The organism is Amycolatopsis decaplanina DSM 44594, from assembly GCF_000342005.1.
Lineage (GTDB): Bacteria > Actinomycetota > Actinomycetes > Mycobacteriales > Pseudonocardiaceae > Amycolatopsis > Amycolatopsis decaplanina.
Window position 1 is genome coordinate 629,588 of the sequence record NZ_AOHO01000048.1, and the last position, 21,911, is coordinate 651,498.

General features: G+C 67.1%; 21 protein-coding genes. 16 read left to right on the plus strand and 5 right to left on the minus strand.

What is annotated here, in order from left to right; translation table 11 throughout:
- Positions 1–60: 60 nt before the first annotated feature.
- From H074_RS15665 to H074_RS42355, 3 genes are all read left to right on the plus strand, one after another.
- A complete protein-coding gene (locus H074_RS15665) occupies positions 61–3,972 on the plus strand; it encodes a DNA-directed RNA polymerase subunit beta' (protein WP_007031018.1) in 3,912 nt (1,303 codons plus the stop codon).
- A gap of 188 nt (positions 3,973–4,160) precedes the next feature.
- Entirely contained in the window at positions 4,161–5,285 is a 1,125-nt protein-coding gene (locus tag H074_RS15670; protein WP_051071945.1) for a serine hydrolase domain-containing protein, read from the plus strand.
- Between the two features lie 356 nt (positions 5,286–5,641).
- Positions 5,642–5,830 (plus strand): hypothetical protein, encoded by a 189-nt coding sequence (locus H074_RS42355; RefSeq protein WP_420805382.1) that lies wholly within the window; start codon positions 5,642–5,644, stop codon positions 5,828–5,830.
- Here the strand turns inward: H074_RS42355 and H074_RS42360 are convergent.
- Positions 5,827–6,027: a M15 family metallopeptidase domain-containing protein gene (locus H074_RS42360; protein WP_007031021.1), complete on the minus strand. Its 201-nt coding sequence runs from the start codon at positions 6,025–6,027 to the stop codon at positions 5,827–5,829. The genes H074_RS42355 and H074_RS42360 overlap by 4 nt on opposite strands.
- Positions 6,028–6,637: 610 nt before the next feature.
- Here H074_RS42360 and H074_RS15680 point away from each other — a divergent pair.
- The 6 genes from H074_RS15680 (at position 6,638) to H074_RS15705 (ending at position 11,986) form a co-directional block, all read left to right on the plus strand.
- On the plus strand, positions 6,638–8,437 hold the full coding sequence (locus H074_RS15680; protein ID WP_007031022.1) for a hypothetical protein: 1,800 nt from the start codon (positions 6,638–6,640) through the stop codon (positions 8,435–8,437).
- An 80-nt stretch (positions 8,438–8,517) separates the two neighbouring features.
- Positions 8,518–10,278, plus strand: coding sequence for a hypothetical protein (locus H074_RS15685; RefSeq protein WP_007031023.1), 1,761 nt, complete (start codon positions 8,518–8,520; stop codon positions 10,276–10,278).
- Positions 10,279–10,323: 45 nt separating this feature from the next.
- The gene (locus H074_RS15690; RefSeq protein ID WP_007031024.1) at positions 10,324–10,557 is read left to right on the plus strand and encodes a hypothetical protein; all 234 of its coding nucleotides are present in this window, start codon (positions 10,324–10,326) and stop codon (positions 10,555–10,557) included.
- 26 nt (positions 10,558–10,583) lie between these two features.
- The gene (locus tag H074_RS15695) at positions 10,584–10,817 is read left to right on the plus strand and encodes a hypothetical protein (RefSeq protein WP_007031025.1); all 234 of its coding nucleotides are present in this window, start codon (positions 10,584–10,586) and stop codon (positions 10,815–10,817) included.
- A gap of 55 nt (positions 10,818–10,872) precedes the next feature.
- Positions 10,873–11,388, plus strand: a complete 516-nt coding sequence (locus tag H074_RS15700; RefSeq protein ID WP_007031026.1) for a hypothetical protein — start codon at positions 10,873–10,875, stop codon at positions 11,386–11,388.
- A gap of 97 nt (positions 11,389–11,485) precedes the next feature.
- Positions 11,486–11,986 carry a GNAT family N-acetyltransferase gene (locus H074_RS15705; protein ID WP_007031027.1) on the plus strand — a complete coding sequence of 167 codons (501 nt, stop codon included), beginning with the start codon at positions 11,486–11,488 and terminating at the stop codon, positions 11,984–11,986.
- A gap of 4 nt (positions 11,987–11,990) precedes the next feature.
- On the opposite strand, the gene H074_RS15710 is transcribed toward H074_RS15705, so the two are convergent.
- From H074_RS15710 to H074_RS15725, 4 genes are read right to left on the minus strand one after another with little or no spacing between them, the layout of a single operon-like run.
- Complete coding sequence (locus H074_RS15710; RefSeq protein ID WP_007031028.1) at positions 11,991–13,427, minus strand: hypothetical protein; 1,437 nt, start codon at positions 13,425–13,427, stop codon at positions 11,991–11,993.
- Between the two features lie 9 nt (positions 13,428–13,436).
- The gene (locus H074_RS15715) at positions 13,437–14,600 is read right to left on the minus strand and encodes a hypothetical protein (RefSeq protein WP_007031029.1); all 1,164 of its coding nucleotides are present in this window, start codon (positions 14,598–14,600) and stop codon (positions 13,437–13,439) included.
- A gap of 13 nt (positions 14,601–14,613) precedes the next feature.
- Positions 14,614–14,952 (minus strand): hypothetical protein, encoded by a 339-nt coding sequence (locus H074_RS15720; protein WP_007031030.1) that lies wholly within the window; start codon positions 14,950–14,952, stop codon positions 14,614–14,616.
- The gene (locus H074_RS15725) at positions 14,949–15,527 is read right to left on the minus strand and encodes a YbaB/EbfC family nucleoid-associated protein (protein WP_007031031.1); all 579 of its coding nucleotides are present in this window, start codon (positions 15,525–15,527) and stop codon (positions 14,949–14,951) included. Before H074_RS15725 ends, H074_RS15720 begins: the two co-directional genes overlap by 4 nt.
- 179 nt (positions 15,528–15,706) lie before the next feature.
- On the opposite strand from H074_RS15725, the gene H074_RS41010 reads away from it, so the two are divergent.
- The 7 genes from H074_RS41010 (at position 15,707) to rplC (ending at position 21,911) form a co-directional block, all read left to right on the plus strand.
- Complete coding sequence (locus H074_RS41010) at positions 15,707–15,853, plus strand: hypothetical protein (RefSeq protein ID WP_007031032.1); 147 nt, start codon at positions 15,707–15,709, stop codon at positions 15,851–15,853.
- A gap of 344 nt (positions 15,854–16,197) precedes the next feature.
- Positions 16,198–16,572, plus strand: coding sequence for a 30S ribosomal protein S12 (gene rpsL, locus H074_RS15730; protein ID WP_003102113.1), 375 nt, complete (start codon positions 16,198–16,200; stop codon positions 16,570–16,572).
- Positions 16,572–17,042, plus strand: a complete 471-nt coding sequence (gene rpsG, locus H074_RS15735; protein WP_007031033.1) for a 30S ribosomal protein S7 — start codon at positions 16,572–16,574, stop codon at positions 17,040–17,042. The genes rpsL and rpsG overlap by 1 nt, the downstream gene beginning before the upstream one ends.
- 63 nt (positions 17,043–17,105) lie before the next feature.
- Positions 17,106–19,205, plus strand: coding sequence for an elongation factor G (gene fusA / locus H074_RS15740; protein WP_007031034.1), 2,100 nt, complete (start codon positions 17,106–17,108; stop codon positions 19,203–19,205).
- Positions 19,206–19,329: 124 nt separating this feature from the next.
- Positions 19,330–20,523 (plus strand): elongation factor Tu, encoded by a 1,194-nt coding sequence (gene tuf, locus H074_RS15745; protein WP_007031035.1) that lies wholly within the window; start codon positions 19,330–19,332, stop codon positions 20,521–20,523.
- A 397-nt stretch (positions 20,524–20,920) separates the two neighbouring features.
- The gene (gene rpsJ / locus H074_RS15750) at positions 20,921–21,226 is read left to right on the plus strand and encodes a 30S ribosomal protein S10 (RefSeq protein ID WP_003102098.1); all 306 of its coding nucleotides are present in this window, start codon (positions 20,921–20,923) and stop codon (positions 21,224–21,226) included.
- A 34-nt stretch (positions 21,227–21,260) separates the two neighbouring features.
- Positions 21,261–21,911, plus strand: a complete 651-nt coding sequence (gene rplC / locus H074_RS15755; protein WP_007031036.1) for a 50S ribosomal protein L3 — start codon at positions 21,261–21,263, stop codon at positions 21,909–21,911.

Consider the following 21,911-nt stretch of genomic DNA (forward strand, 5'->3'; position numbering starts at 1 on the left):
GGCTCCCGCCTCCGCTCGCCAACTCCTCTAGTCGCATCAACCCCAAGGGGATGTAAAGACGTGCTGGACGTCAACTTCTTCGATGAGCTCCGCATCGGCCTCGCCACCGCCGACGACATCCGTCAGTGGTCCTTCGGCGAGGTGAAGAAGCCGGAGACCATCAACTACCGGACGCTCAAGCCCGAGAAGGACGGCCTCTTCTGCGAGAAGATCTTCGGCCCGACCCGGGACTGGGAGTGCTACTGCGGTAAGTACAAGCGGGTCCGCTTCAAGGGCATCATCTGCGAGCGCTGTGGCGTCGAGGTCACCCGCGCCAAGGTGCGCCGTGAGCGGATGGGCCACATCGAGCTGGCCGCTCCCGTCACCCACATCTGGTACTTCAAGGGTGTTCCCTCCCGCCTGGGCTATCTGCTCGACCTGGCGCCGAAGGACCTCGAGAAGATCATCTACTTCGCGGCGTACGTGATCACCGGTGTGAACACCGAGCTGCGGCACAACGATCTGCCGACCCTCGAGAACGAGATCGGCGTCGAGCGCAAGAACCTCGAGACCAAGCGCGACGCGGACATCGAGGCACGGGCGCAGAAGCTGGAAGCCGACCTGGCCGAGCTGGAGGCGGAGGGCGCCAAGTCCGACGTCCGCCGCAAGGTCAAGGAAGGCGGCGAGCGCGAGATGCGTCAGCTGCGTGACCGCGCCGGTCGCGAGCTGGACCGTCTCGAGGAGGTCTGGACGACCTTCACCAAGCTCGACACCCGTCAGCTGATCGCCGACGAGCTGCTCTACCGCGAGCTCGTCGACCGCTACGGCGAGTACTTCACCGGCGGCATGGGCGCGGAGGCCATCCAGAAGCTGGCCACCGAGTTCGACGTCGCGGCCGAGGCCGAGAGCCTGCGCGACACCATCCGCAACGGCAAGGGGCAGAAGAAGCTCCGCGCGCTGAAGCGGCTCAAGGTCGTCGCGGCCTTCCAGGCCACCGGCAACGACCCGCGCGGCATGGTGCTCGACGCCGTCCCGGTGATCCCGCCGGACCTGCGCCCGATGGTCCAGCTCGACGGTGGCCGGTTCGCCACCTCCGACCTGAACGACCTCTACCGCCGGGTCATCAACCGGAACAACCGGTTGAAGCGGCTGATCGACCTCGGCGCGCCCGAGATCATCGTCAACAACGAGAAGCGGATGCTGCAGGAGGCCGTCGACGCGCTGTTCGACAACGGCCGCCGCGGCCGCCCGGTCACCGGTCCCGGTAACCGTCCGCTGAAGTCGCTGTCCGACCTGCTCAAGGGCAAGCAGGGCCGGTTCCGCCAGAACCTGCTCGGCAAGCGTGTCGACTACTCGGGCCGTTCGGTCATCATCGTCGGTCCGCAGCTGAAGCTGCACCAGTGCGGTCTGCCGAAAGACATGGCGCTCGAGCTGTTCAAGCCGTTCGTCATGAAGCGGCTGGTCGACCTGAACCACGCGCAGAACATCAAGTCCGCCAAGCGGATGGTGGAGCGCTCGCGGCCGCAGGTGTGGGACGTGCTCGAAGAGGTCATCACCGGCCACCCGGTGATGCTGAACCGTGCGCCGACCCTGCACCGCCTCGGTATCCAGGCCTTCGAGCCGCAGCTGGTCGAAGGCAAGGCCATCCAGCTGCACCCGCTGGTCTGTGAAGCGTTCAACGCGGACTTCGACGGTGACCAGATGGCCGTGCACCTTCCGCTGTCCGCGGAGGCGCAGGCCGAGGCCCGCATCCTGATGCTGTCGGCGAACAACATCCTTTCGCCGGCGTCGGGCCGCCCGCTCGCCATGCCGCGTCTGGACATGGTGACCGGTCTGTTCCACCTGACCCGCCTGAACGAGAACGCCGATGGCGCGGGTTTCGCGTACTCGTCGCCGGCCGAAGCGATCATGGCGTACGACCGCAAGGCACTGAGCCTGCACGCCCCGATCAAGATCCGCATCACCGACCGTCAGCCCGCCAAGGCCGACGAAGCGGCGCTCGCGGAGAAGGGCTGGGAGCCGGGCAAGGCTTGGCTGGCCGAGACCACCCTGGGCCGCGTGCTGTTCAACGAGCTGCTGCCGGCGGACTACCCGTTCATCAACGAGCCGATGCCGAAGAAGCGTCAGGCCGCGATCGTGAACGACCTCGCCGAGCGTTACTCGATGACCCAGGTCGCGCAGACCCTGGACCGCCTGAAGGACGCCGGTTTCTACTGGGCGACCCGTTCGGGTGTCACGGTCGCGATCTCCGACGTGCTCGTCCCGGCAGGCAAGAAGGCCATTCTGGACGAGTACGAAGGCAAGGCCGACCAGGTCGAGAAGCGGTACCAGCGTGGTCAGCTGTCGCACGCCGAGCGCAACAACGAGCTCGTCAAGGTGTGGACGCAGGCCACCGAAGAGGTCCACAAGATCATGGAGACGGCGCTGCCGGACGACAACCCGATCGCGATGATCGTGAAGTCGGGCGCGGCGGGCAACATGACGCAGGTCCGGTCGCTGGCCGGTATGCGTGGTCTGGTGTCGAACCCGAAGGGTGAGTACATCCCGCGTCCGATCAAGGCCAACTTCCGTGAAGGCCTGTCGGTGGCGGAGTACTTCATCGCGACGCACGGTGCCCGTAAGGGTCTGGCGGACACGGCGCTCCGTACCGCCGACTCGGGTTACCTGACCCGTCGTCTGGTGGACGTGTCGCAGGACGTCATCGTCCGCGAGATCGACTGTGGCACCACCCGCGGTATCAACATGCCGATCGGTGAGGACATCGGCGACGGCAAGGTCCTGCGCGACCAGCACGTCGAGACCAGCGTGTACGCGCGGAACCTGGCGACCGACGCGGTCGACGCCAAGGGCAACGTCGTGCTCAACGCCGGTGACGACATCGGTGACCCGGCGATCGACAAGCTCATCTCGAGCGGGATCTCCAAGGTCAAGGTGCGTTCGGTGCTGACCTGCGAGTCGGCCGTCGGTATCTGCGCCACCTGCTACGGCCGGTCCATGGCGACCGGTCAGCTCGTCGACGTCGGCGAGGCCGTGGGTATCGTCGCGGCCCAGTCGATCGGTGAGCCGGGTACGCAGCTGACGATGCGTACGTTCCACCAGGGTGGTGTCGCCGGTGACGACATCACGACCGGTCTGCCCCGTGTCCAGGAGCTGTTCGAGGCCCGGGTCCCGAAGGGCAAGGCGCCGATCGCCGACGTCGATGGCCGTGTGCGCATCGAGGAGAGCGAGCGGTTCTGGAAGATCACGCTGATCCCGGACGACGGCAGCGAAGAGATCGTCTTCGACAAGCTGTCCAAGCGTCAGCGGCTCGCGAACACCCCGAACGGCCCGCTGGGCGACGGTGACCGCGTCGCGGTCGGCCAGCAGCTGCTCGAGGGCACGCCGGACCCGCACGAGGTCCTGCGGGTCATGGGGCCGCGCGAGGCGCAGATGCACCTGGTGGACGAGGTCCAGAAGGTGTACCGGGCGCAGGGTGTGTCGATCCACGACAAGCACATCGAGGTCATCGTGCGGCAGATGCTGCGCCGCGTGACGATCATCGACTCCGGTGCCACGGACTTCCTGCCGGGCGAGCTGCCCGAGCGGACCAAGTTCGAGGCGAAGAACCGGGCATCGGTCGCCGAAGGCGGCGAGCCGGCCTCGGGTCGTCCGGTGCTGATGGGGATCACGAAGGCCTCGCTGACCACGGACTCGTGGCTGTCGGCGGCCTCGTTCCAGGAGACCACGCGTGTCCTGACCGACGCGGCCATCAACGGCCGCTCGGACAAGCTCGTGGGCCTCAAGGAGAACGTGATCATCGGTAAGCTGATCCCGGCCGGTACCGGGATCAACAAGTACCGCAACATCCAGGTGCAGCCGACCGAGGAGGCGCGGGTCGCCGCTTACGCGATCCCGTCCTACGACGACGGCTACTACACCCCGGATGTGTTCGGCTCCACGCCGGGCGCCGCGGTGCCGTTGGACGACTACGACTTCGGCCGCGACTTCCGCTGATCCACCCAGCTCCACCCGAAGCGCCCCTGGCTCCCGGCCAGGGGCGCTTCGCTTTTCCCGCCCAAGCGCGTTTAGCGGGCTAAACGCGATCTGACGGGGACTTGGGGGCGACGATCGGTGCGGGATCCGCTTGAATGCGCGACGGATGGCGGGCGATCCCGGGGCCGTCGGCCGAAAAGATGGTCGACATGGAACCCCTTGTGACAGCCGAGAACACGACGCCCACCTCGATGGAATACCTGCGGTCCGCCTTGGACGACGTCCACGGGGCCGGTGTGCCGGGCGCGTTCGCCGAGGTGCGTGCGGGCGAGCGGATCTGGCGTGGCGCCGCCGGAGTCGCCGACCTCGAAACCGGCCGCCCCGTCGAGCCCGGGATGCGGCAGCGCGTCGGCAGCGTCACGAAGACCTTCGTCTCCGCCGCGGTCCTGCGACAGGTCGAGGACGGGCGACTCGAACTCGACGCGCCGATCGGTGACTACCTGCCTCGGCTGGTCCCCGGCGAGCGCGGCCGGAAGATCACGATCCGCATGCTGCTCAACCACACCAGTGGCCTCGCGGAGTATCTGCCGTACGCGTTCCCGTCGCTCAGGGAGTTCGCTCCCGGGAGCCTCGACGACAACCGGTTCCAGACCTTTCGGCCGGCCGAGTTGATCGCGATGGGCGTCGGCGCGCCCGCCACCGGCGAGCCGGGGAGTACGCCCGGCATTTACTCCAACACGAACTACCTGCTCTTGGGCGAGCTCCTGGAACACCTGACCGGCACCCCGGTGGAGGAGCACATCTCCCGAGCCATCATCAAGCCCGCAGGCCTCACGCACACCGGGTTTCCGGCCGGCCCGAAGATCGAGGAACCGCACTCGCGGATGTACGAGGCGTTGTTCGGTGCGATCGATCCGCCGCGCGATTACAGCGTTTACGACATGTCCTGGGTGATGACCGGCGCAGGTCTGATCTCGACCGTCGGGGATCTCAACCGCTTTTATCGAAAGCTGCTCGATGGAGAGATCGTCAGCCGGTCGTCGCTGGCGGAGATGCAGCGCCTGGTCCCGGTCATCGCGCAGGACGGGCGGCTGATCGACTACGGCCTCGGCCTGTACAAGACCGAGATCCCGGGTCACGGCACCTTCTGGGGGCACGACGGCACGGTGTGGGGAGCCCTGACGATGTCCTGGACCCGCGCCGATGGCGGACGGCAGTTCTCCGCCGCGATGAACCTCGTGCGGTGGCGCAAGCCGGATGCCGAGGAGTCCCCGCACCCCATCGACGACGCGCTGGCGACCCTCAAGCACCAAGCCCTGTGCGGCCCCGCCTGACCGCCGTCCGGAGCGCGTTTAGCCCCCTAATCGCGCTCCGCCCGCAGGCGGCGCGACCTGCGTTTAGCCCCCTAATCGTGATCTGGTGGGTGGGCGGCCTGACTTGCGTTCAGCCCCCTAATCGCGATCCGCGGGGGAGGGGGCGCAGGTCAGGGAGTATCGGGAGACGGGGAAGTCGAAGTAGGTGCCCGGGAACGGCTCCCGTTGAGCGTGTAGTGCCACCACTCCTCGGCGAGGTTCCCGGAACCCGGCCGCCGCGAGCGTGCCTTGAGGAGTTGCCGGTTCGCCCGGCCTCGCCGGTGATCCGCGGGTCGTCGGTGTGCGAGAGCGTGTCGAAGCAGTCGTACCCGGTGCCCATGTCGACCGTGTTGTCCGGGAACCGGTCCGGCGCGAAGCAGAGCATCAGCGTCTCGCCCGGCCGATATGGGCGCTGCGGCCGGGGCGGCAGTCTCACGATCGTCAGGTCCACCGTGCTCCCACGGCTGTGCCCGGACTTCCCCGCGATGTACCCGTCGGCGAACTCCGCCTTCATCTTCTCGTTCTAGAGGTCCTTGGCCCACCGGACGAAGTGGTCGACGGCGCGCTGCGGCCGACGAAGTTGTGCTCCCCGCTGGTATCGGATCTCATGCAGGATCGTCGGCGTGACATCGGAGAGCGCGACGAACTCGGATGGCGCCTTCAGCTCCGAAGCCTGGGCCGGCGCGGGAATCGCGGCGAGTACGGCGAGAGTGGCAACGGCCAACGCTCTTCTGAACGGGCCCGGTGGCTGTCGACTTGCCGAGATCGTGTAACGAACCCATAACGGCACCGCTGTTCGCTCGATGTGGGTTACTGGTCCGTTGTGACCTGCGGTAGTGCCGCCAGGTGGTCTAATCTCAGTGCGCGGAAAACGGCCACTCGTACGGACTAATGACGCTTCCGCATCGTGGGAAATTCACCCTGCTGTGGCATGTCCCATTCTTTGATCACGAGATTGACACTCGGGCGCCTTCGCACGAGTATTCCGCCCATGCGATCCCCAGTCGCCTTGGTGTGGCGCCGGCACGTTGACTTGCGGCAGCAAGCAAGCGCGCTGTGTATGGATTCCTGACCTATTCCGGGCTTGTCGCGGCGTAACTGAATTCGCGTATCCGAAACGGATGCGCCCGTTCCTCGCGCGCTGACACTTTCCGCTGTGCCGCAATGGTTCCCTGCTTGAACCCGCGGTCGATTGCTTTCCCTTTGATCCGTGCCGGTGACGCCTGCGCGAAATGGGGGAGAGATGTGCCGGTTGTCTGGCGCTTCGGTAGCGAAAAGAGGGAGAAAGAATGCTATCCAACTCGCCCAGGTGGCAAAAAGTGGTGATAGGCGCCTTGGCGGCGACGCTCGCCGTAGGCACGGTGACCTATACCGGCTCCACGACGAGCGCCTACGCCGACGTCCAGGTCGTCAAGGACGCGAAGAAGGCGGCCGACGGCAAGGAGTACTGGGTCCAGAACCACCTGGTGTCCAAGGATGTCGCGGCGTCCCGGGGCGCGGACGGCGGGCGCAAGAAGTGGCTGCTGGTCTGGGCCGGCGACGAGAACATCGCCGACACCGTGGTCAAGGACATCAAGAACCTGCCGGGTTCGCTCGGCGGCGGCCTGAACAAGTTCAAGAACGCGTTGCCCGGTCCGGACTTCCTCGCCGTGATCGACGCGACGCAGGGTTCGCCGACCTACGGCAAGGTCGTCAACACCGCCACCGTCGGACCGCTCGTCGAGAATGAGCCGCACCACATGCAGTACGTGTGGCACAAGGGTGACACGATCTACGCTGGCGCGCTGTTCGCCGCGGCGACGTACGCCTTCGACGTCTCCGCGTTGCCACGACTGAAGCTCAAGGGCGTCAGCCTCCCGACCCAGACCCTCGGCGGTTCCGTGCCGGACGCGTATTGGGTGCTCAAGGACGGCACCGCGTACGGCACGTACATGGGCGGCCCGGTCGTGCCGGGCCCGCACACCTACGCCAACGGTTCCACCGTGGTGGGCAACGGTTTCGCCGGCAGCCCCGGCGAGGTCGTCCGCTTCGACCAGAACGCACAGGTGCTTTCCGAATCCCCGGCCGCCACGCCGCAGGGCGACAACAAGAAGTTGTGCGACAACCTCCCGCAACTGGACAAGCCGACCTGCGCCAACCCGCACGGCATCCAGGCCCGGGAGGACCTCAACACTCTCGTTACCAGTGACTACGCCGAGCCGCGCAACATCATCCTCGACCCGGTGAAGCAGCCGTCGCCGTATCTGCGGCGTCCGACCGTCCGCACCTGGGACATCTCCGACCGCAACAAGCCGAAGCTCAAGGCGGTCTCGTACCTGCCGGACGGTCCGAGGGCCGATCCCGCCGACCCGCTGCACGCCGAGAGCCGCGCGGTCATGGAGACCACGGTGACCAACCTGCCCGGTCACAAGGGCGCGTTCGCCCAGACCATGCAGGGCGGCGCGGTGTTCTACACGCCGGACATCACCGCCAAGGAGCCGCACTGGATCCAGGTGTTCGACGACGGCGCCGCGAACAAGGCGATCCACCCGAACAACGACTCCAACGGCGGCGGGTCGAACGGTGGCTGGATCCAGACCAGCCCCGACGACAGGTACCTCTACCGCGCCATCACCGGACGGTCCAAGGGCGCGCTCGGCCCGGACGACCCTGGCACCACCGGTGGCGTGTACATCCTCGACATCCAGAAGCTGCTCGCCGCCGGCGACAAGGTCGAGAACATCAAGGGCCGGATCGACACGAAGGAGAAGTCCCAGCAGGGCGGTGGCGGCGACCTGCCGACCGTCGTCGGCGCGGCGCCGATCAACCCGGGAACGCCGGGGGGTGGCCCGCACTGGGGCGCGTACGACAACTTCGTGCTCGGTGACGACGGGTACTACCACGAAACCGACAAGCCGCGGCACCTCGCGGTGTCGAACTACTTCGTCGCACGGTCCGGTTTGGACGGTGACCACAAGGTCAACCTGTTGAACCTCGGCGAGGACGGGAAGATCGCGGTCGACCAGAACTTCCGGGACGAATTCACCGGACAGGTCGGGATCAACTTCAACCGGAAGACCTGGCCGCATGGGTCCTTCGGCAACGCCAAGCCGCACTCCGAACTGTTCGTCGTGGCGGACGCGGACCTCAAGTGACCCTGCTCGGCGCGGAAGGTCGTGGGTGGTGGGCACACTCCGCCACCCACGGCCCCGCCGATCTGCTCGGAGAAGGTCCCATGGATCACCACGTCATACCGGCGAGCTCGGGTTCGACCGGAGTCGACATCGCACTGGTCCTGCTCAGGCTCGGCCTCCTGCTGACGACCGCTTTCCTTGCCGGTACGGGAATCCTGCGCCCGCTGGTGGGTGAGCTGCCCTTGCGTCTCCACCTCACCATCGCCGCCCTCGGCGGGGTTTCCGCCGCGCTCGCCGCGGCTTCCACCTTCGCGACCGACGTCAATGTCATCGCGCTGATCGTGCATCTCGTGCTCGCACTTGCCGTTCCCGTCCTGGTCCGGCGGCCGACGGCGGGCCGCTGGGCCTCCCTAGCGCTCGCCGCGTTGGTGGTGCTCGAAACCTCGCTCGGGCGGACAGGTGTCGAATTCGCCATCGACACCGTCTATGTCGCCGCGGCGGCCTTGTGGTTCGGTGTCACCGTTCTTTCCGGCTGGATACCCGCCGATCAGTGGCGCCAGACGAACTTCCGGCTCGGCCCGCTTTCCCTGACACTGGGCGGACTTCTCGTCGTCGCGGGCGCGGTCCAGCTGTTCTCCTCCGGCCTGGGCTTCGACCGCCGGATCTACGGCACACTCTTCGGTCTCACGTTGCTGGCGATCGCTCTGCTGCCGGTCGCCGCCACCGTGGTCGCCGGCTTCTTCTTCTCAGGCAAGGAATCCACGCGCTCCTATCGGCTCGGCGCGGCCGCCGTGGCCGTCGGTTTCGTTGCCTGGAGTGCTCTCGCGGCCATTCCCAAACCGCCCGAGCTTCCGATTCCCGGTGTCGCGTTGCTCGCCGATGCCTCCCTCGGTGAGCAGGGGTTCCCTGTCCTGGTGAGTCCGCAGCGGCCCGGCAAGAACCTCGTCCACTTTCCCGCGAGTGCGGGCGAAGAGCTCTCCGCCGGCATCGAAGGCGGCCTGATCGGCAAGGCCATCGTGCGCCCCGGCGCCGAAGGCACCTGGGCCGAGATCGATCTGCCGAAGGGCCGCAGCGACCTGATCATCGGCCGCGGCGAGGAGAAGACGACCATCGAGGTCGACGCGGGGGAGGAGCAGGGGCCCGTCATCGCCGACACGGACGCGCCCGAGTGCGCTTCGGCGGCGCTGGGCGGCCTGATCGCCGACCGCCGCGAAGTCCTCACCTCATGCCCTGCGGACGCGCTTTCGAGTGAGGACAGTGGCTCTCTCGTCAAACTCGTCGAATTCCTCGCCGGGCGCAAGCCTTCCGCGCTCACGCTCGTCGAGGACACCTCACCGCGCGGTGTAGCCGCCGCGAAGCTCGTCCGCGAGACCGCCGCGCGGTCCGGTCTGCCGGTGCAGGCCGAGGCGGGGCCGAATACCGCGCTGATCGTCGTGTCCGGTTGGGCGGGCGGTTACACGGCGATGACCCGCGCGGCCGAGTCCCAGCGGCTCAAGCCGACCCATCAATACGGCCTGTACCTGGCGCCGTGGCTGCTGAACGGGCCGATCGTCAACTCCGTCGCGAGTTCTTCGGTGCCGCTGAGGTTCGATCCGCGCGAGCAGGTCGCCGTGAGTTTCGCGGTTGCCGCGGGCAATGCCTTCGGCGGTGAAAGTCCCACACTCGGCGGCTTCCGGAGCTGGCTGGGCGACCAAGGGAGGTCGATCGACGGCGACGTCCAGATCTTCGCGGCGGCGCAGGTCAACGCCATGCCGATGTACCCGGGCGAACCGCATGCCGTCGGGATGATCGCCGACCGGAACTACGCGGGGCAATGGATTCCCGACGGCACCATCGTGCCGGTCAGCACGGTACCGCGGTGAAGGATTCCGCTCGATTCCAGCAGCGGTAAGGAAAAGGGAGAAGAGATGAAGCGAATCGCGGCCCGTGTGCTGCTGCCGCTCGCCGTCGCGGGCGCGCTGTCCGGACTCGCCGACGGGGTCGCCTCGGCCGATCCGCTGCCGGGTCTGCCCACCGGTGGCGGCAGCCCCGCGGTCTGGCTGATCCCCGGCCTCGACCTCGGCGGACTGCTCGGCCCGACCGTCCCAGTGCCCACCGAAGTCCTTGCCCCGATCTACGGGATCATCACGCCGATTTCGTAAAACCGTTACCAGCAAAGGAGAATCTCATGAAGAAGACCTTCGTTCGTGCGGTCATCGGCGCCGCACTCGCCGGCCTCGTCGTGCTCGGCTCGGTCGCTCCGGCGCTCGCCGCGCAGGACGTCCCGGACGATGTCGTGGTCGTCGACGAGCCCGACACGAGCGACCTCGACAACATCTGGACGTTCGCGCCGCTCGGCGTCCCGGTGCTGGGCCTCATCCAGTCCCTCAACGGCGTCCCCGGCCGGTTGCTGCCGTCCTGACTTCCGTGGCGGCGCGGCTCTCGGGCCGCGCCGCCGCTTTCGGTGAGGAGGATCGATGGCCGATAGACAACTGATCGGGCGCACCGCCATCGCGGGGATCGTGGTGGCCGCGCTCGCGACCTGTGTGGTGCTGCTCAACGGTGGTGCGGAGCCGCAGGCCGAGACCGTGGCCGTGGTCGGCGAGCCGACCGAGGCCGCGCCGTCGCGGGGGCCGGACCGCACGATCACGAGGACGCTGAGCCAGGCGCAGCCGCAGCCGGTGTCGAACGACTGGCGGATCGTCTACGAACTCGTCGGGACGGGGACCGCGACCGTGGTCTACGACTCGAACGGGCTGGGGCTCGTGCACCAGGAGCTGCAGGTGCCGCTGCCGTGGCGCAAGGAGCTCACGTGGAAGAACACCGGCACCCCGCCGACCGTCCAGGTGATGGGTCAGGGCGAGGGCGCCGTCGAATGCCGGGTGGCCGTGGGCGGAGCCGTCGTCACCTCGGAGAAGTCCACCCCCGGCGAGGTCGCGACCTGCGCCGGCCGCCTTGCCCCCTCCCGACCCGCGTCGACTTTCGCGGGCTAACCGCGATCCGGGCGGCGGGAGGCGGACTTGCGTTCAGCCCCCTAAACGCGATCCGGTGGTGGGGAAAACCGGTGGCCATGCTAGGCAGAATGTAGCCATGACCTGGAGCTTCGAAGTCACCCCCGTCGATCACCCGGACGCCGCTCAGCTGCTGCGCGAGTACCTGGACGAGATCGCGTCCCGCTACTACGAGCGCCAGGTCACCGAAGAGGAGCTCGACGCCGCGCTGGAGGAGCACCACAGCCGGGACATGGTCCCGCCGACCGGCGCCTTCCTCCTCGCGCGGCGGGACGGGGTGCTGGCAGGCTGCGCCGGGCTCCGGGTCGTCGCGCCCGACACCACCGAACTCAAACGCGTCTTCCTGCGGAAGTCCGAGCGCGGCAAGGGCGGCGCGGCGCTGCTCGTGGCCGCCGCCGAGGAGGTCGCCCGCGGCCTCGGGGCCACGACCATCCGCCTCGACACCCGTAGCGACCTCGTCGAGGCGAGGGCCCTGTACGCGCGCCTCGGCTACGAGGAGGTCGAGCCCTTCAACGACGACCCCTTCGCGCACTACTACTTCGCGAAGCCCCTGGCCCCGGCCGTGCCGGATCGCGTTTAGCCCGCTAAACGCGACGCGGGCGCGGGCGGAAGGTGGCGTTGGTGAGGAGGGCACCGGCGAGGACGGGGGCCAGCCCGATCAGCAGCAGGAAGACGCCGGTGTCCTTCCCCTCGATCAGCGGATGCCACCACAGCGGCGTCACGGCGATGTCGACGACGTCACCCCGCTCCGGGAACGTCCCGAACGACATCCACCGCAGGTCCTTGACCTCGTGCGTCTCGCCGTCGAGTTCGTAGGTGCCGTCCACCAGGTTGCCGTTGCCGCAGCCGGTGCAGCTCGACGTGCTCGCCTCCGCCCGCAGGGTCGCGGTCACGGTGAGCCGCGCCTCGGGGGCGAGCCCGGTCAACGCGGTCAGCGAGTTCACCGCGAGCGCCAGCCCCGGCAGCACCAGCGCGAGCGCGACGACCGTGCGCGCCACCAGCGACAGCGACGACAGCGGCTGACGGCCCGCCGCTTCCCGGCGCCGGTTGAGCGGGCCGCGGAGCCCGGCGAGCGGACCCCGCCGTCCGCCGAGCCATCCGGCGTCGCTGGTGTCGGAAGCGGTTACGACAGACTTGAAATCCGCGTCGCTCCAGTCCACTTCGGATGCCAGGACGGCCAGGCGGCGCGAGTCGGCGAACATCATCTCTTCGGTCAGCGTCCCGGCTTCGGAGGTCCACAGTGAACCGCCGTGGAAGGCGACCTCGCGGACCCGGAACCACGGATCGCCGTCCAGCAGCGCGCGGACGCCAGGGGAGAGCAGAGCCTCGGCGAACTCCGGATCGGACGTCGTCACGGTGAACCGGCGGTCGAACCCCGTGCCGGTCTCGAACCGTTGGAGCAGGGCGTCCGGCTTCGGCGCCCCGACGGTGTTCCGCGTGATCCGGGCGTCCTCCAGCGGTGTGAACCGCTCCGGCTCGAAGGCGCCCGCCGCGGGGGTGATGACGACCGACGGCACGACAGGCGTCCGAAGCTGGATCAGGGCGTACGTCCCATCACTCAGGTCGGCTGTCCTGGCCAGCTCCGGGAAGCCCTCCGAGCCACCGAGCCGGTACTCGACCCCGAGCAGTCGATGCCCGTTGTGGTCGAACTCGATCGCCGTTTCCACCGACTCGGGCGAAGCGTGGCTGACGGCGATACCGCGCGAGGGAAGCACGCCGAAGCTCGGCTCACCGGACGCGTCCAGCCTGCCGGCCCACGTCTTCTGCCGATACCCCCGCCACGCTGCCAGAGCGGCGATGACCAGCGGGAACGCGAACCACGGCCAGCCGGGCACCGCGCTGCCGGACCCCGCCGAGAGCCAATACAGCGACGTCTCGGAGACGAGGATCCCGCAAAGCGCGTAGCTGACGGCCGCCGCGGTGGGCCGCCGTCCGTCGAAGCGCCCGCCGAGCAGCAGTAGCGCCAGGGCCAGCGTGTAGCCACCGGCGATGAGCCACGGCCCGGCCAGCTGATCGTCCATCGGGCGACCCTACTGGTCCATGTCGAGGTTCTCGCGGGTCTCCGCTTCACTGTGGCGACCGCCGGTGCGGCCGTACTCCTGCCCGGCGGTGATGTTCTTGGTGTTGTCGATGGCCTTGTTCGCGACGTCGAAAGCCGCCTTGCCCTGGTACGCCGACCCCTTCGACAGGTCGGCGGGATTGACCCCGACCACCTGCTTGATCGCCTGGTTCGGCACGCCCTTGAGAACGTCCTTCGCGGCATCGCCGAAGGTGCCCAGCTGCGTTCCGGATCCCTTGGCGAACGCGCCGACGATCGACTTCTCCTGACCGGGCGTCATCCCGATCTTGCCGGCCTTCGTCAGCTTCGAACCCTGCTTGACCAGGTCGTCCGTCCACTTGAGCATGAAGCCCATGAACTTGTCGAGCAGCTTGCCGAGCTTGCCGAGGTGCTTGGTGATCTTGCCCATCGCGCTCGCGGCCTTGGCGATCGTCGCGGTCATCGCGCCGGCCACCGACGAGCCGAGGCTGACGACGGAAGCGGCCAGCGCGGGCAGCCAGATGTAGATGGCCCAGGTGACCAGCTCGGAGATGATCGATTTGACGACCTCTTCGATGACGGTCATCACCATCGACCACATCTGCAGCGTCTCGGCCACCGTCCCGGCGCTGTTGCCGATGCCCTTGATGCCGACGGCGAAGTCGCCGAGCGCGTTCCGGGCGGCGTCGCCCGCGTCGCCCACCCAGTCCTTCAAGGACTCGTCGCCGGTCTTGACGAAGTCGTCGGCCAGCGTGACGAAGCCCTTGGCGATGTTGCCGAAGTTGCCCGCCGCGGTCTTGAGCGCCGGACCGTCACCCGTGACGAAGTGCAGCGCGTCCTGCAGCGGCTGGATCAGTTCGATCAGGATGTTGAGGCCGTTGCTGACCAGCCAGCCCACCGGGTCGAGCACGAAGCTCGCGAGATCCGCGCCCGCCCCCGCGATGAACCCGGCACCGTCCTGCACCAGCTGCCCGCCGGCGGCCACCAGGTCGCCCGGGCCTTGCGCGGCGCTGAACTTGTCGTAGGCGTTGGCGACGGTGGTGACGCCCTTACCCGCGATCGGCACCTTCTTCGCCGCGTCGAGCGCGTTCTTGCCGAAGCTGTCGTCACCCGTGATCTTGACCCCGGCGGCGATGCTCGCCTTCTCGTCGGTCATGCCGTCCCCCAGCTCAGTTCGGTCCGTCGATCTTGGCTTCGTACTTCCCCAGGGTGATCGTCGCGTCGTTTTCGAAGCCGTTGTAGATCGACGCAGCCTGGGTCATCTTCCCGGAGAACGCGTCGACCCCGGTCTTCATCAGTTCGAGCAGCTCCCGCAGATCGGCGAGCTTGCCGGTGTAGGTCTGCTTCACCGCGAGCCCGATCAGGCCCCACGACTTGTCCGTGACGTCGGCCTGGTCGACGAGGCCGCCGAACTTGCCCGCCTCTTCCTTGTAATAACCGAGCTTGTTCGCGTAGTCGGTCAGAGCCTGCGTCTTGACCGCGTGCCCGCCGGCGCCTGGTCCGGTCATCGGTGATCCTCCTCGTCGAACAGGTTCTTGAGGAACTGGTCACCGGCCGAGTTCCCACCGGACGGCGCCGGTCCGGGAGTCGGTTCGTCCGACCGCCGCAGCACCGTCTCCTCGCTGAAGTCGTCCTCGTTCCGAGGGCGGCGGACGGTGGCCTGTGGTGGCTCCTCCGACATCTGAGACCGCAGATCGCCCGCCGTGGTTCCCCAAGCTTCCGCTTGGGCTTCGAGGACCTGTTCTTCGACGTTCAAATGGAAGGTCCCGCCGAACTGCGCGTCGACGATCCCCGCCTGCTTCCGCGCCGCGTCGGCCACCGCGGTGTGCAAAGTGGACAGAATGGCGGCGGCGAGCTGTTGTGGTTGCTGCCGAAGGGCTTCCGGGCTGAGGCGAATGTCCTTCACGGACCCTCCCGGCCCCGCGACGACGGTGACGGAGCGGTCCGGTGTCGTCGCGACCGACTCCAGTTCCGCCAGTTCGCCCTGCATCTCGCCGACCTTCGCGAACTGCGTCTCGGCCTGTTTGATCCTGGATTGGAATTTCTCGAATTCCGCGACGAGCTGTTCGAACTCGGCCGACATGGAGCCTCCCCGTGCTTGCGGTGCGTCGTCCGGTCATCACTGTGACCGGTGTCATCGTGACCCATTCGCCGGTTTGACGCGACGGTGTGCTTTCCGGATCCATCCGGCTCACCCGTTAGGGGAATAGGTAGCGTGGACCGCCGAGTAAGGCGGTATCAGTACAGCGAGGGGAGGGCGTCGTGGACGCCGAGCAGCAGGAAAGCACCGAGGAACCCAGGCGGGGGAGTCACGCGGCGCCGGAGGGGGCACCCGTGCATCCGTTGATCGACCTCTCCCGGGATCCGCATCCGGGCCGGGCGGACCACGCCAAGCCCGACGAGGAATGAGCCAAGCCCGACGAGGAATGAAACGGCCCGAAACGCCGTTCCATCAGGGTGGCCGCGGCGTGACGCCCGGCACGATATAGTTATCGACCCCCCGACTTGGCCGGTCCGGAAGTGGCCGGGTATCTTTGGAGACCGTGCCCGGCAGGCGTCGGGCCGTCCCGTGTGCCGTGCGGCATGGACGGGGTGCTCAGGCATCCGGTCCACCGGCTTCGCCCACGCGGGATCCGACGGAAAATCCCTACGGGAAGTTACCGGTCGCGAGACCGTGACGCGGGCCGACACGCCCGACCGCGGGGGCCGGAGACAACACGTAGTAGCAAGATCGCGAACAGAAAGCTGGTCCATTGCCCACGATCCAGCAGCTGGTCCGTAAGGGCCGCCAGGACAAGGCTGCCAAGCAGAAGACCGCGGCCCTCAAGGGGAGCCCGCAGCGGCGTGGCGTGTGCACTCGCGTGTACACCACAACCCCCAAGAAGCCGAACTCGGCGCTTCGCAAGGTCGCTCGTGTGAAGCTGACCAGCGGCATCGAGGTCACCGCCTACATTCCCGGTGAAGGCCACAACCTGCAGGAGCACTCGATGGTGCTCGTGCGCGGTGGTCGTGTGAAGGACCTGCCGGGTGTCCGCTACAAGATCATCCGCGGTTCGCTCGACACCCAGGGTGTCAAGAACCGTAAGCAGGCGCGCAGCCGGTACGGCGCGAAGAAGGAGAAGAGCTAATGCCCCGCAAGGGTCCGGCCCCGAAGCGGCCGCTGATCTCTGACCCCGTCTACGCATCCCCGCTGGTCACCCAGCTGGTGAACAAGGTGCTGAAGGACGGCAAGCGGTCCCTGGCCGAGCGCATCGTCTACGGCGCCCTCGAAGGCGCTCGCGAGAAGACCGGCACCGACCCGGTCGTCACGCTGAAGCGCGCCCTCGACAACGTGAAGCCCACCATCGAGGTGAAGAGCCGCCGCGTCGGTGGTGCCACCTACCAGGTGCCGATCGAGGTCAAGCCGGGCCGCTCCACGACCCTCGCGCTCCGCTGGCTGGTCTCCTTCTCGCAGGCCCGTCGCGAGAAGACCATGATCGAGCGTCTGCAGAACGAGCTTCTCGACGCGAGCAACGGCCTCGGCGCCAGCGTGAAGCGGCGTGAGGACACCCACAAGATGGCCGAGTCCAACAAGGCCTTCGCGCACTACCGCTGGTGATGACCGCCCGGCTGCCGATCAAAGCCTTGCCGGGCCCCAATTTTGAGACAGGGGAACACTCTCGTGGCACGTGAAGTGCTGACCGACCTGAACAAGGTCCGCAACATCGGCATCATGGCCCACATCGACGCCGGTAAGACCACCACCACCGAGCGGATCCTGTTCTACACCGGGGTCAACTACAAGATCGGTGAAGTCCACGATGGCGCCGCCACCATGGACTGGATGGAGGAGGAGCAGAAGCGGGGTATCACCATCACCTCGGCTGCCACCACCACTTTCTGGGCCGATCACCAGATCAACATCATCGACACGCCGGGCCACGTCGACTTCACCGTCGAGGTGGAGCGCTCGCTCCGCGTGCTCGACGGTGCCGTCGCGGTCTTCGACGGCAAGGAAGGTGTCGAGCCGCAGTCCGAGCAGGTCTGGCGTCAGGCGGACAAGTACGAGGTTCCTCGTATCTGCTTCGTCAACAAGATGGACAAGCTCGGCGCGGACTTCTACTTCACCGTCCGCACCATCGAGGAGCGCCTCGGCGCCCGCCCGCTGGTCATCCAGCTGCCGATCGGCGCCGAGAGCGAATTCGAAGGCGTCGTCGACCTGGTCCGCATGAAGGCGCTGACCTGGCGCGGCGAGGTCCAGAAGGGCGAGGACTACGCCGTCGAGGACATCCCGGCCGAGCTCGCCGACAAGGCGGCCGAGTACCGGGAGAAGCTGGTCGAGGCCGTCGCCGAGACCGACGACTCCCTGATGGAGAAGTTCCTCGAGGGCGAGGAGCTGACCGAGGCCGAGATCAAGGCCGGCATCCGGAAGCTCACCGTCGCCCGCGAGGCGTACCCGGTGCTCACCGGTTCCGCGTTCAAGAACAAGGGCGTTCAGCCCATGCTCGACGCGGTCATCGACTACCTTCCGTCGCCGCTGGACGTCCCGGCCGTCGAGGGCACGCTGCCCGACGGCGAGACCCCCGTCACCCGGAAGCCGTCCGTCGAGGAGCCGTTCTCCGCTCTGGCGTTCAAGATCGCCGCGCACCCGTTCTTCGGCAAGCTGACCTACATCCGGGTGTACTCGGGCAAGGTCGCCTCCGGCGCGCAGCTGATCAACGCCACCAAGGAGCGCAAGGAGCGCATCGGGAAGCTCTTCCAGATGCACTCCAACAAGGAGAACCCGGTCGACGAGGCCCAGGCCGGCCACATCTACGCGGTCATCGGCCTGAAGGACACCACCACCGGTGACACCCTCGCCGACCCGCAGAACCCGGTCGTCCTCGAGTCGATGACGTTCCCGGCGCCGGTCATCCGCGTCGCGATCGAGCCGAAGACCAAGGCCGACCAGGAGAAGCTGTCCCTGGCGATCCAGAAGCTGGCCGAAGAGGACCCGACGTTCCAGGTCAACCTGGACGAGGACACCGGCCAGACGATCATCGCCGGTATGGGCGAGCTGCACCTCGAGGTGCTGGTCAACCGCATGAAGTCCGACTACAAGGTCGAGGCGAACATCGGTAAGCCGCAGGTCGCCTACCGCGAGACGGTGCGCAAGACGGTCGAGAAGCTCGACTACGTGCACAAGAAGCAGACCGGTGGTTCCGGTCAGTTCGCGAAGGTCATCGTCAAGCTCGAGCCGCTCGAGTCCACCGACGGTGCCCTCTACGAGTTCGACAACAAGGTCACCGGTGGCCGCGTGCCGCGGGAGTACATCCCGTCGGTCGACGCGGGCGCGCAGGACGCCATGCAGTACGGCGTGCTGGCCGGCTACCCGCTCGTCGGGTTGAAGTTCACCTTGTTGGACGGCGCGTACCACGAGGTCGACTCTTCGGAAATGGCCTTCAAGATCGCCGGTTCCATGGCGATGAAGGAAGCCGCGAAGAAGGCCGGTCCGGTCATCCTCGAGCCGCTGATGGCCGTCGAGGTCACCACGCCCGAGGACTACATGGGCGATGTGATCGGCGACCTCAACTCCCGCCGTGGCCAGATCCAGGCCATGGAGGAGCGCGCCGGTACCCGTGTCGTCAAGGCACTGGTCCCGCTGTCGGAGATGTTCGGTTACGTCGGCGACCTGCGTTCGCGTACGCAGGGACGTGCCAACTACTCCATGGTGTTCGACTCCTACGCCGAGGTTCCCGCGAACGTCGCGAAGGAAATCATCGCGAAGGCGACGGGGGAGTAGTTCCCGTCCGCTCGCGGGCATAAGGAACACTCCTGAACGTCCGCAGCATCCGTCAAGAAACGAATCCCCGTCCGACAGCCACGTTGGCCGGTGAGTAAGCAAAACAGTCCAGGAGGACATTCCAGTGGCGAAGGCGAAATTCGAGCGGACCAAGCCGCACGTCAACATCGGGACCATCGGTCACGTCGACCACGGTAAGACCACTCTGACCGCGGCGATCACCAAGGTTCTGCACGACAAGTACCCCGAGCTGAACACCGCTTCGGCGTTCGACCAGATCGACAACGCGCCGGAAGAGAAGCAGCGCGGTATCACGATCAACATCTCGCACGTCGAGTACCAGACCGAGAAGCGTCACTACGCCCACGTGGACGCCCCCGGTCACGCGGACTACATCAAGAACATGATCACCGGTGCGGCGCAGATGGACGGCGCGATCCTCGTGGTCGCGGCGACCGACGGCCCGATGCCGCAGACCCGTGAGCACGTGCTGCTCGCGAAGCAGGTCGGCGTGCCCTACATCGTGGTCGCGCTGAACAAGGCCGACATGGTCGACGACGAGGAGATCCTGGAGCTCGTCGAGCTCGAGGTCCGCGAGCTGCTGTCCTCCCAGGACTTCCCGGGTGACGACGCTCCGGTCATCAAGGTCTCCGGCCTGAAGGCCCTCGAGGGCGACGCCAAGTGGGGCGAGAGCGTTCTCGAGCTGATGGAAGCCGTCGACGAGAACGTGCCGGACCCGGTGCGCGAGCTCGACAAGCCGTTCCTGATGCCGATCGAAGACGTCTTCACGATCACCGGCCGTGGCACGGTCGTGACCGGCCGTATCGAGCGTGGCCGCGTCAACGTGAACGAAGAGGTCGAGATCGTCGGCATCAAGGAGAAGTCGACCAAGACCACCGTCACCGGTGTCGAGATGTTCCGCAAGCTGCTCGACCAGGGTGAGGCCGGCGACAACGTCGGTCTGCTGGTCCGCGGTATCAAGCGCGAGGACGTCGAGCGCGGCCAGGTCGTCGTGAAGCCGGGCACCACCACCCCGCACACGGAGTTCGAGGGCTCGGTCTACATCCTGTCGAAGGACGAGGGTGGCCGTCACACCCCGTTCTTCAACAACTACCGCCCGCAGTTCTACTTCCGTACCACGGACGTGACCGGCGTCGTCACCCTCAAGGAGGGTGTCGAGATGGTCATGCCGGGCGACAACACGGACATCAGCGTTGTGCTGATCCAGCCGGTCGCCATGGACGAGGGCCTGCGTTTCGCCATCCGTGAGGGTGGACGGACCGTCGGCGCCGGCCAGGTCACCAAGATCATCAAGTGATTTAGACGCCCCGCCCGGGGGCAATACACCCCCGGGTTAGGGGCGTCAAATCACGTGTGCGACACTATTCAGGTTGCTCGTCCTGGGGCGGCCGAATCCTTCGGGGTTCCGGCCGCCCTGGTATGAGCGGCCACGGTCCGCGGAGCACTTCCTTCGGGTGAGGCTAGCGGGCAAGGGCGTTTGAGACGGCGATCCAAGCATTTCCGCCGGCTCGATGCCTCCTCACGTTGAGGAAGACCAGGCAAGACGAAGATCCCGCGGGATCCGTCTGTGCGTCGGGCTCGACACGCCCGACCGCGTGGACCGGGGACAGGGCCGTTGAACTGGGAAAACCTCAGTCGGACTGAGGTTTGAAAAGACAAAAGCGGCACGAGACGACAAGGAACGAGCAGCCACCATGGCGGGACAGAAGATCCGCATCCGGCTCAAGGCCTACGACCACGAGGCGATCGACACCTCGGCGCGCAAGATCGTCGAGACGGTCACGCGCACCGGCGCCCGTGTTGTCGGGCCGGTGCCGCTGCCCACCGAGAAGAACGTTTACTGCGTCATCCGCTCGCCGCACAAGTACAAGGACTCGCGCGAGCACTTCGAGATGCGCACGCACAAGCGTCTGATCGACATCCTCGACCCGACGCCGAAGACGGTCGACGCGCTCATGCGCATCGACCTGCCGGCGAGCGTCGACGTCAACATCCAGTAGCAGCGGCTGGCGAGCGGCGGAGAGTAAGAGACTCATGTCTGACAGGCAAGTGAAGGGCATCCTGGGCACCAAGCTCGGCATGACCCAGGTCTTCGACGAGAACAACCGGGTCGTCCCGGTGACCGTCGTGCAGGCCGGGCCGAACGTGGTCACCCAGGTTCGGACCCAGGAGAACGACGGCTACAAGGCCGTGCAGCTGGCTTTCGGCGCGGTCGACCCGCGCCGGGTCAACAAGCCGCGCACCGGCCACTTCGACAAGGCGAGCGTGACCCCGCGCCGTTACCTTGCGGAGCTGCGTACCACCGACGCCGAGACCTACGAGGTCGGCCAGGAGATCACCGCCGAGGTGTTCGAGGCCGGTATCGAGGTCGACGTGACCGGTACCAGCAAGGGCAAGGGCTACGCCGGTGTCATGAAGCGTCACGGCTTCAAGGGCCAGGGCGCGAGCCACGGTGCCCAGGCCGTGCACCGCAAGCCCGGCTCGATCGGTGGCTGCGCCACCCCGGGCCGCGTCTTCAAGGGCCTGCGCATGGCGGGCCGGATGGGCAACGACCGGGTCACCACGCAGAACCTGACCGTGCACGCGGTGCGTGCCGAGGACGGCCTGCTGCTGATCAAGGGCGCCGTGCCCGGTCCCAAGGGCGGCCTGCTGTTCGTTCGCAGCGCCGCGAAGGGTGGTAACTGA

Excerpts from the sequence above, each read along its gene's own strand:
- H074_RS15720 (WP_007031030.1), bottom strand. The coding sequence starts at position 14,952 with ATGACCGGACCAGGCGCCGGCGGGCACGCGGTCAAGACGCAGGCTCTG.
- H074_RS15685 (WP_007031023.1), top strand. The coding sequence starts at position 8,518 with ATGGATCACCACGTCATACCGGCGAGCTCGGGTTCGACCGGAGTCGAC.
- H074_RS15710 (WP_007031028.1), bottom strand. The coding sequence starts at position 13,427 with ATGGACGATCAGCTGGCCGGGCCGTGGCTCATCGCCGGTGGCTACACG.
- H074_RS15700 (WP_007031026.1), top strand. The coding sequence starts at position 10,873 with ATGGCCGATAGACAACTGATCGGGCGCACCGCCATCGCGGGGATCGTG.
- rpsG (WP_007031033.1), top strand. The coding sequence starts at position 16,572 with ATGCCCCGCAAGGGTCCGGCCCCGAAGCGGCCGCTGATCTCTGACCCC.
- H074_RS15705 (WP_007031027.1), top strand. The coding sequence starts at position 11,486 with ATGACCTGGAGCTTCGAAGTCACCCCCGTCGATCACCCGGACGCCGCT.
- H074_RS42355 (WP_420805382.1), top strand. The coding sequence starts at position 5,642 with ATGTCGACCGTGTTGTCCGGGAACCGGTCCGGCGCGAAGCAGAGCATC.
- H074_RS15725 (WP_007031031.1), bottom strand. The coding sequence starts at position 15,527 with ATGTCGGCCGAGTTCGAACAGCTCGTCGCGGAATTCGAGAAATTCCAA.
- H074_RS15690 (WP_007031024.1), top strand. The coding sequence starts at position 10,324 with ATGAAGCGAATCGCGGCCCGTGTGCTGCTGCCGCTCGCCGTCGCGGGC.
- H074_RS15670 (WP_051071945.1), top strand. The coding sequence starts at position 4,161 with ATGGAACCCCTTGTGACAGCCGAGAACACGACGCCCACCTCGATGGAA.
- H074_RS15715 (WP_007031029.1), bottom strand. The coding sequence starts at position 14,600 with ATGACCGACGAGAAGGCGAGCATCGCCGCCGGGGTCAAGATCACGGGT.
- H074_RS15695 (WP_007031025.1), top strand. The coding sequence starts at position 10,584 with ATGAAGAAGACCTTCGTTCGTGCGGTCATCGGCGCCGCACTCGCCGGC.
- rplC (WP_007031036.1), top strand. The coding sequence starts at position 21,261 with ATGTCTGACAGGCAAGTGAAGGGCATCCTGGGCACCAAGCTCGGCATG.
- rpsJ (WP_003102098.1), top strand. The coding sequence starts at position 20,921 with ATGGCGGGACAGAAGATCCGCATCCGGCTCAAGGCCTACGACCACGAG.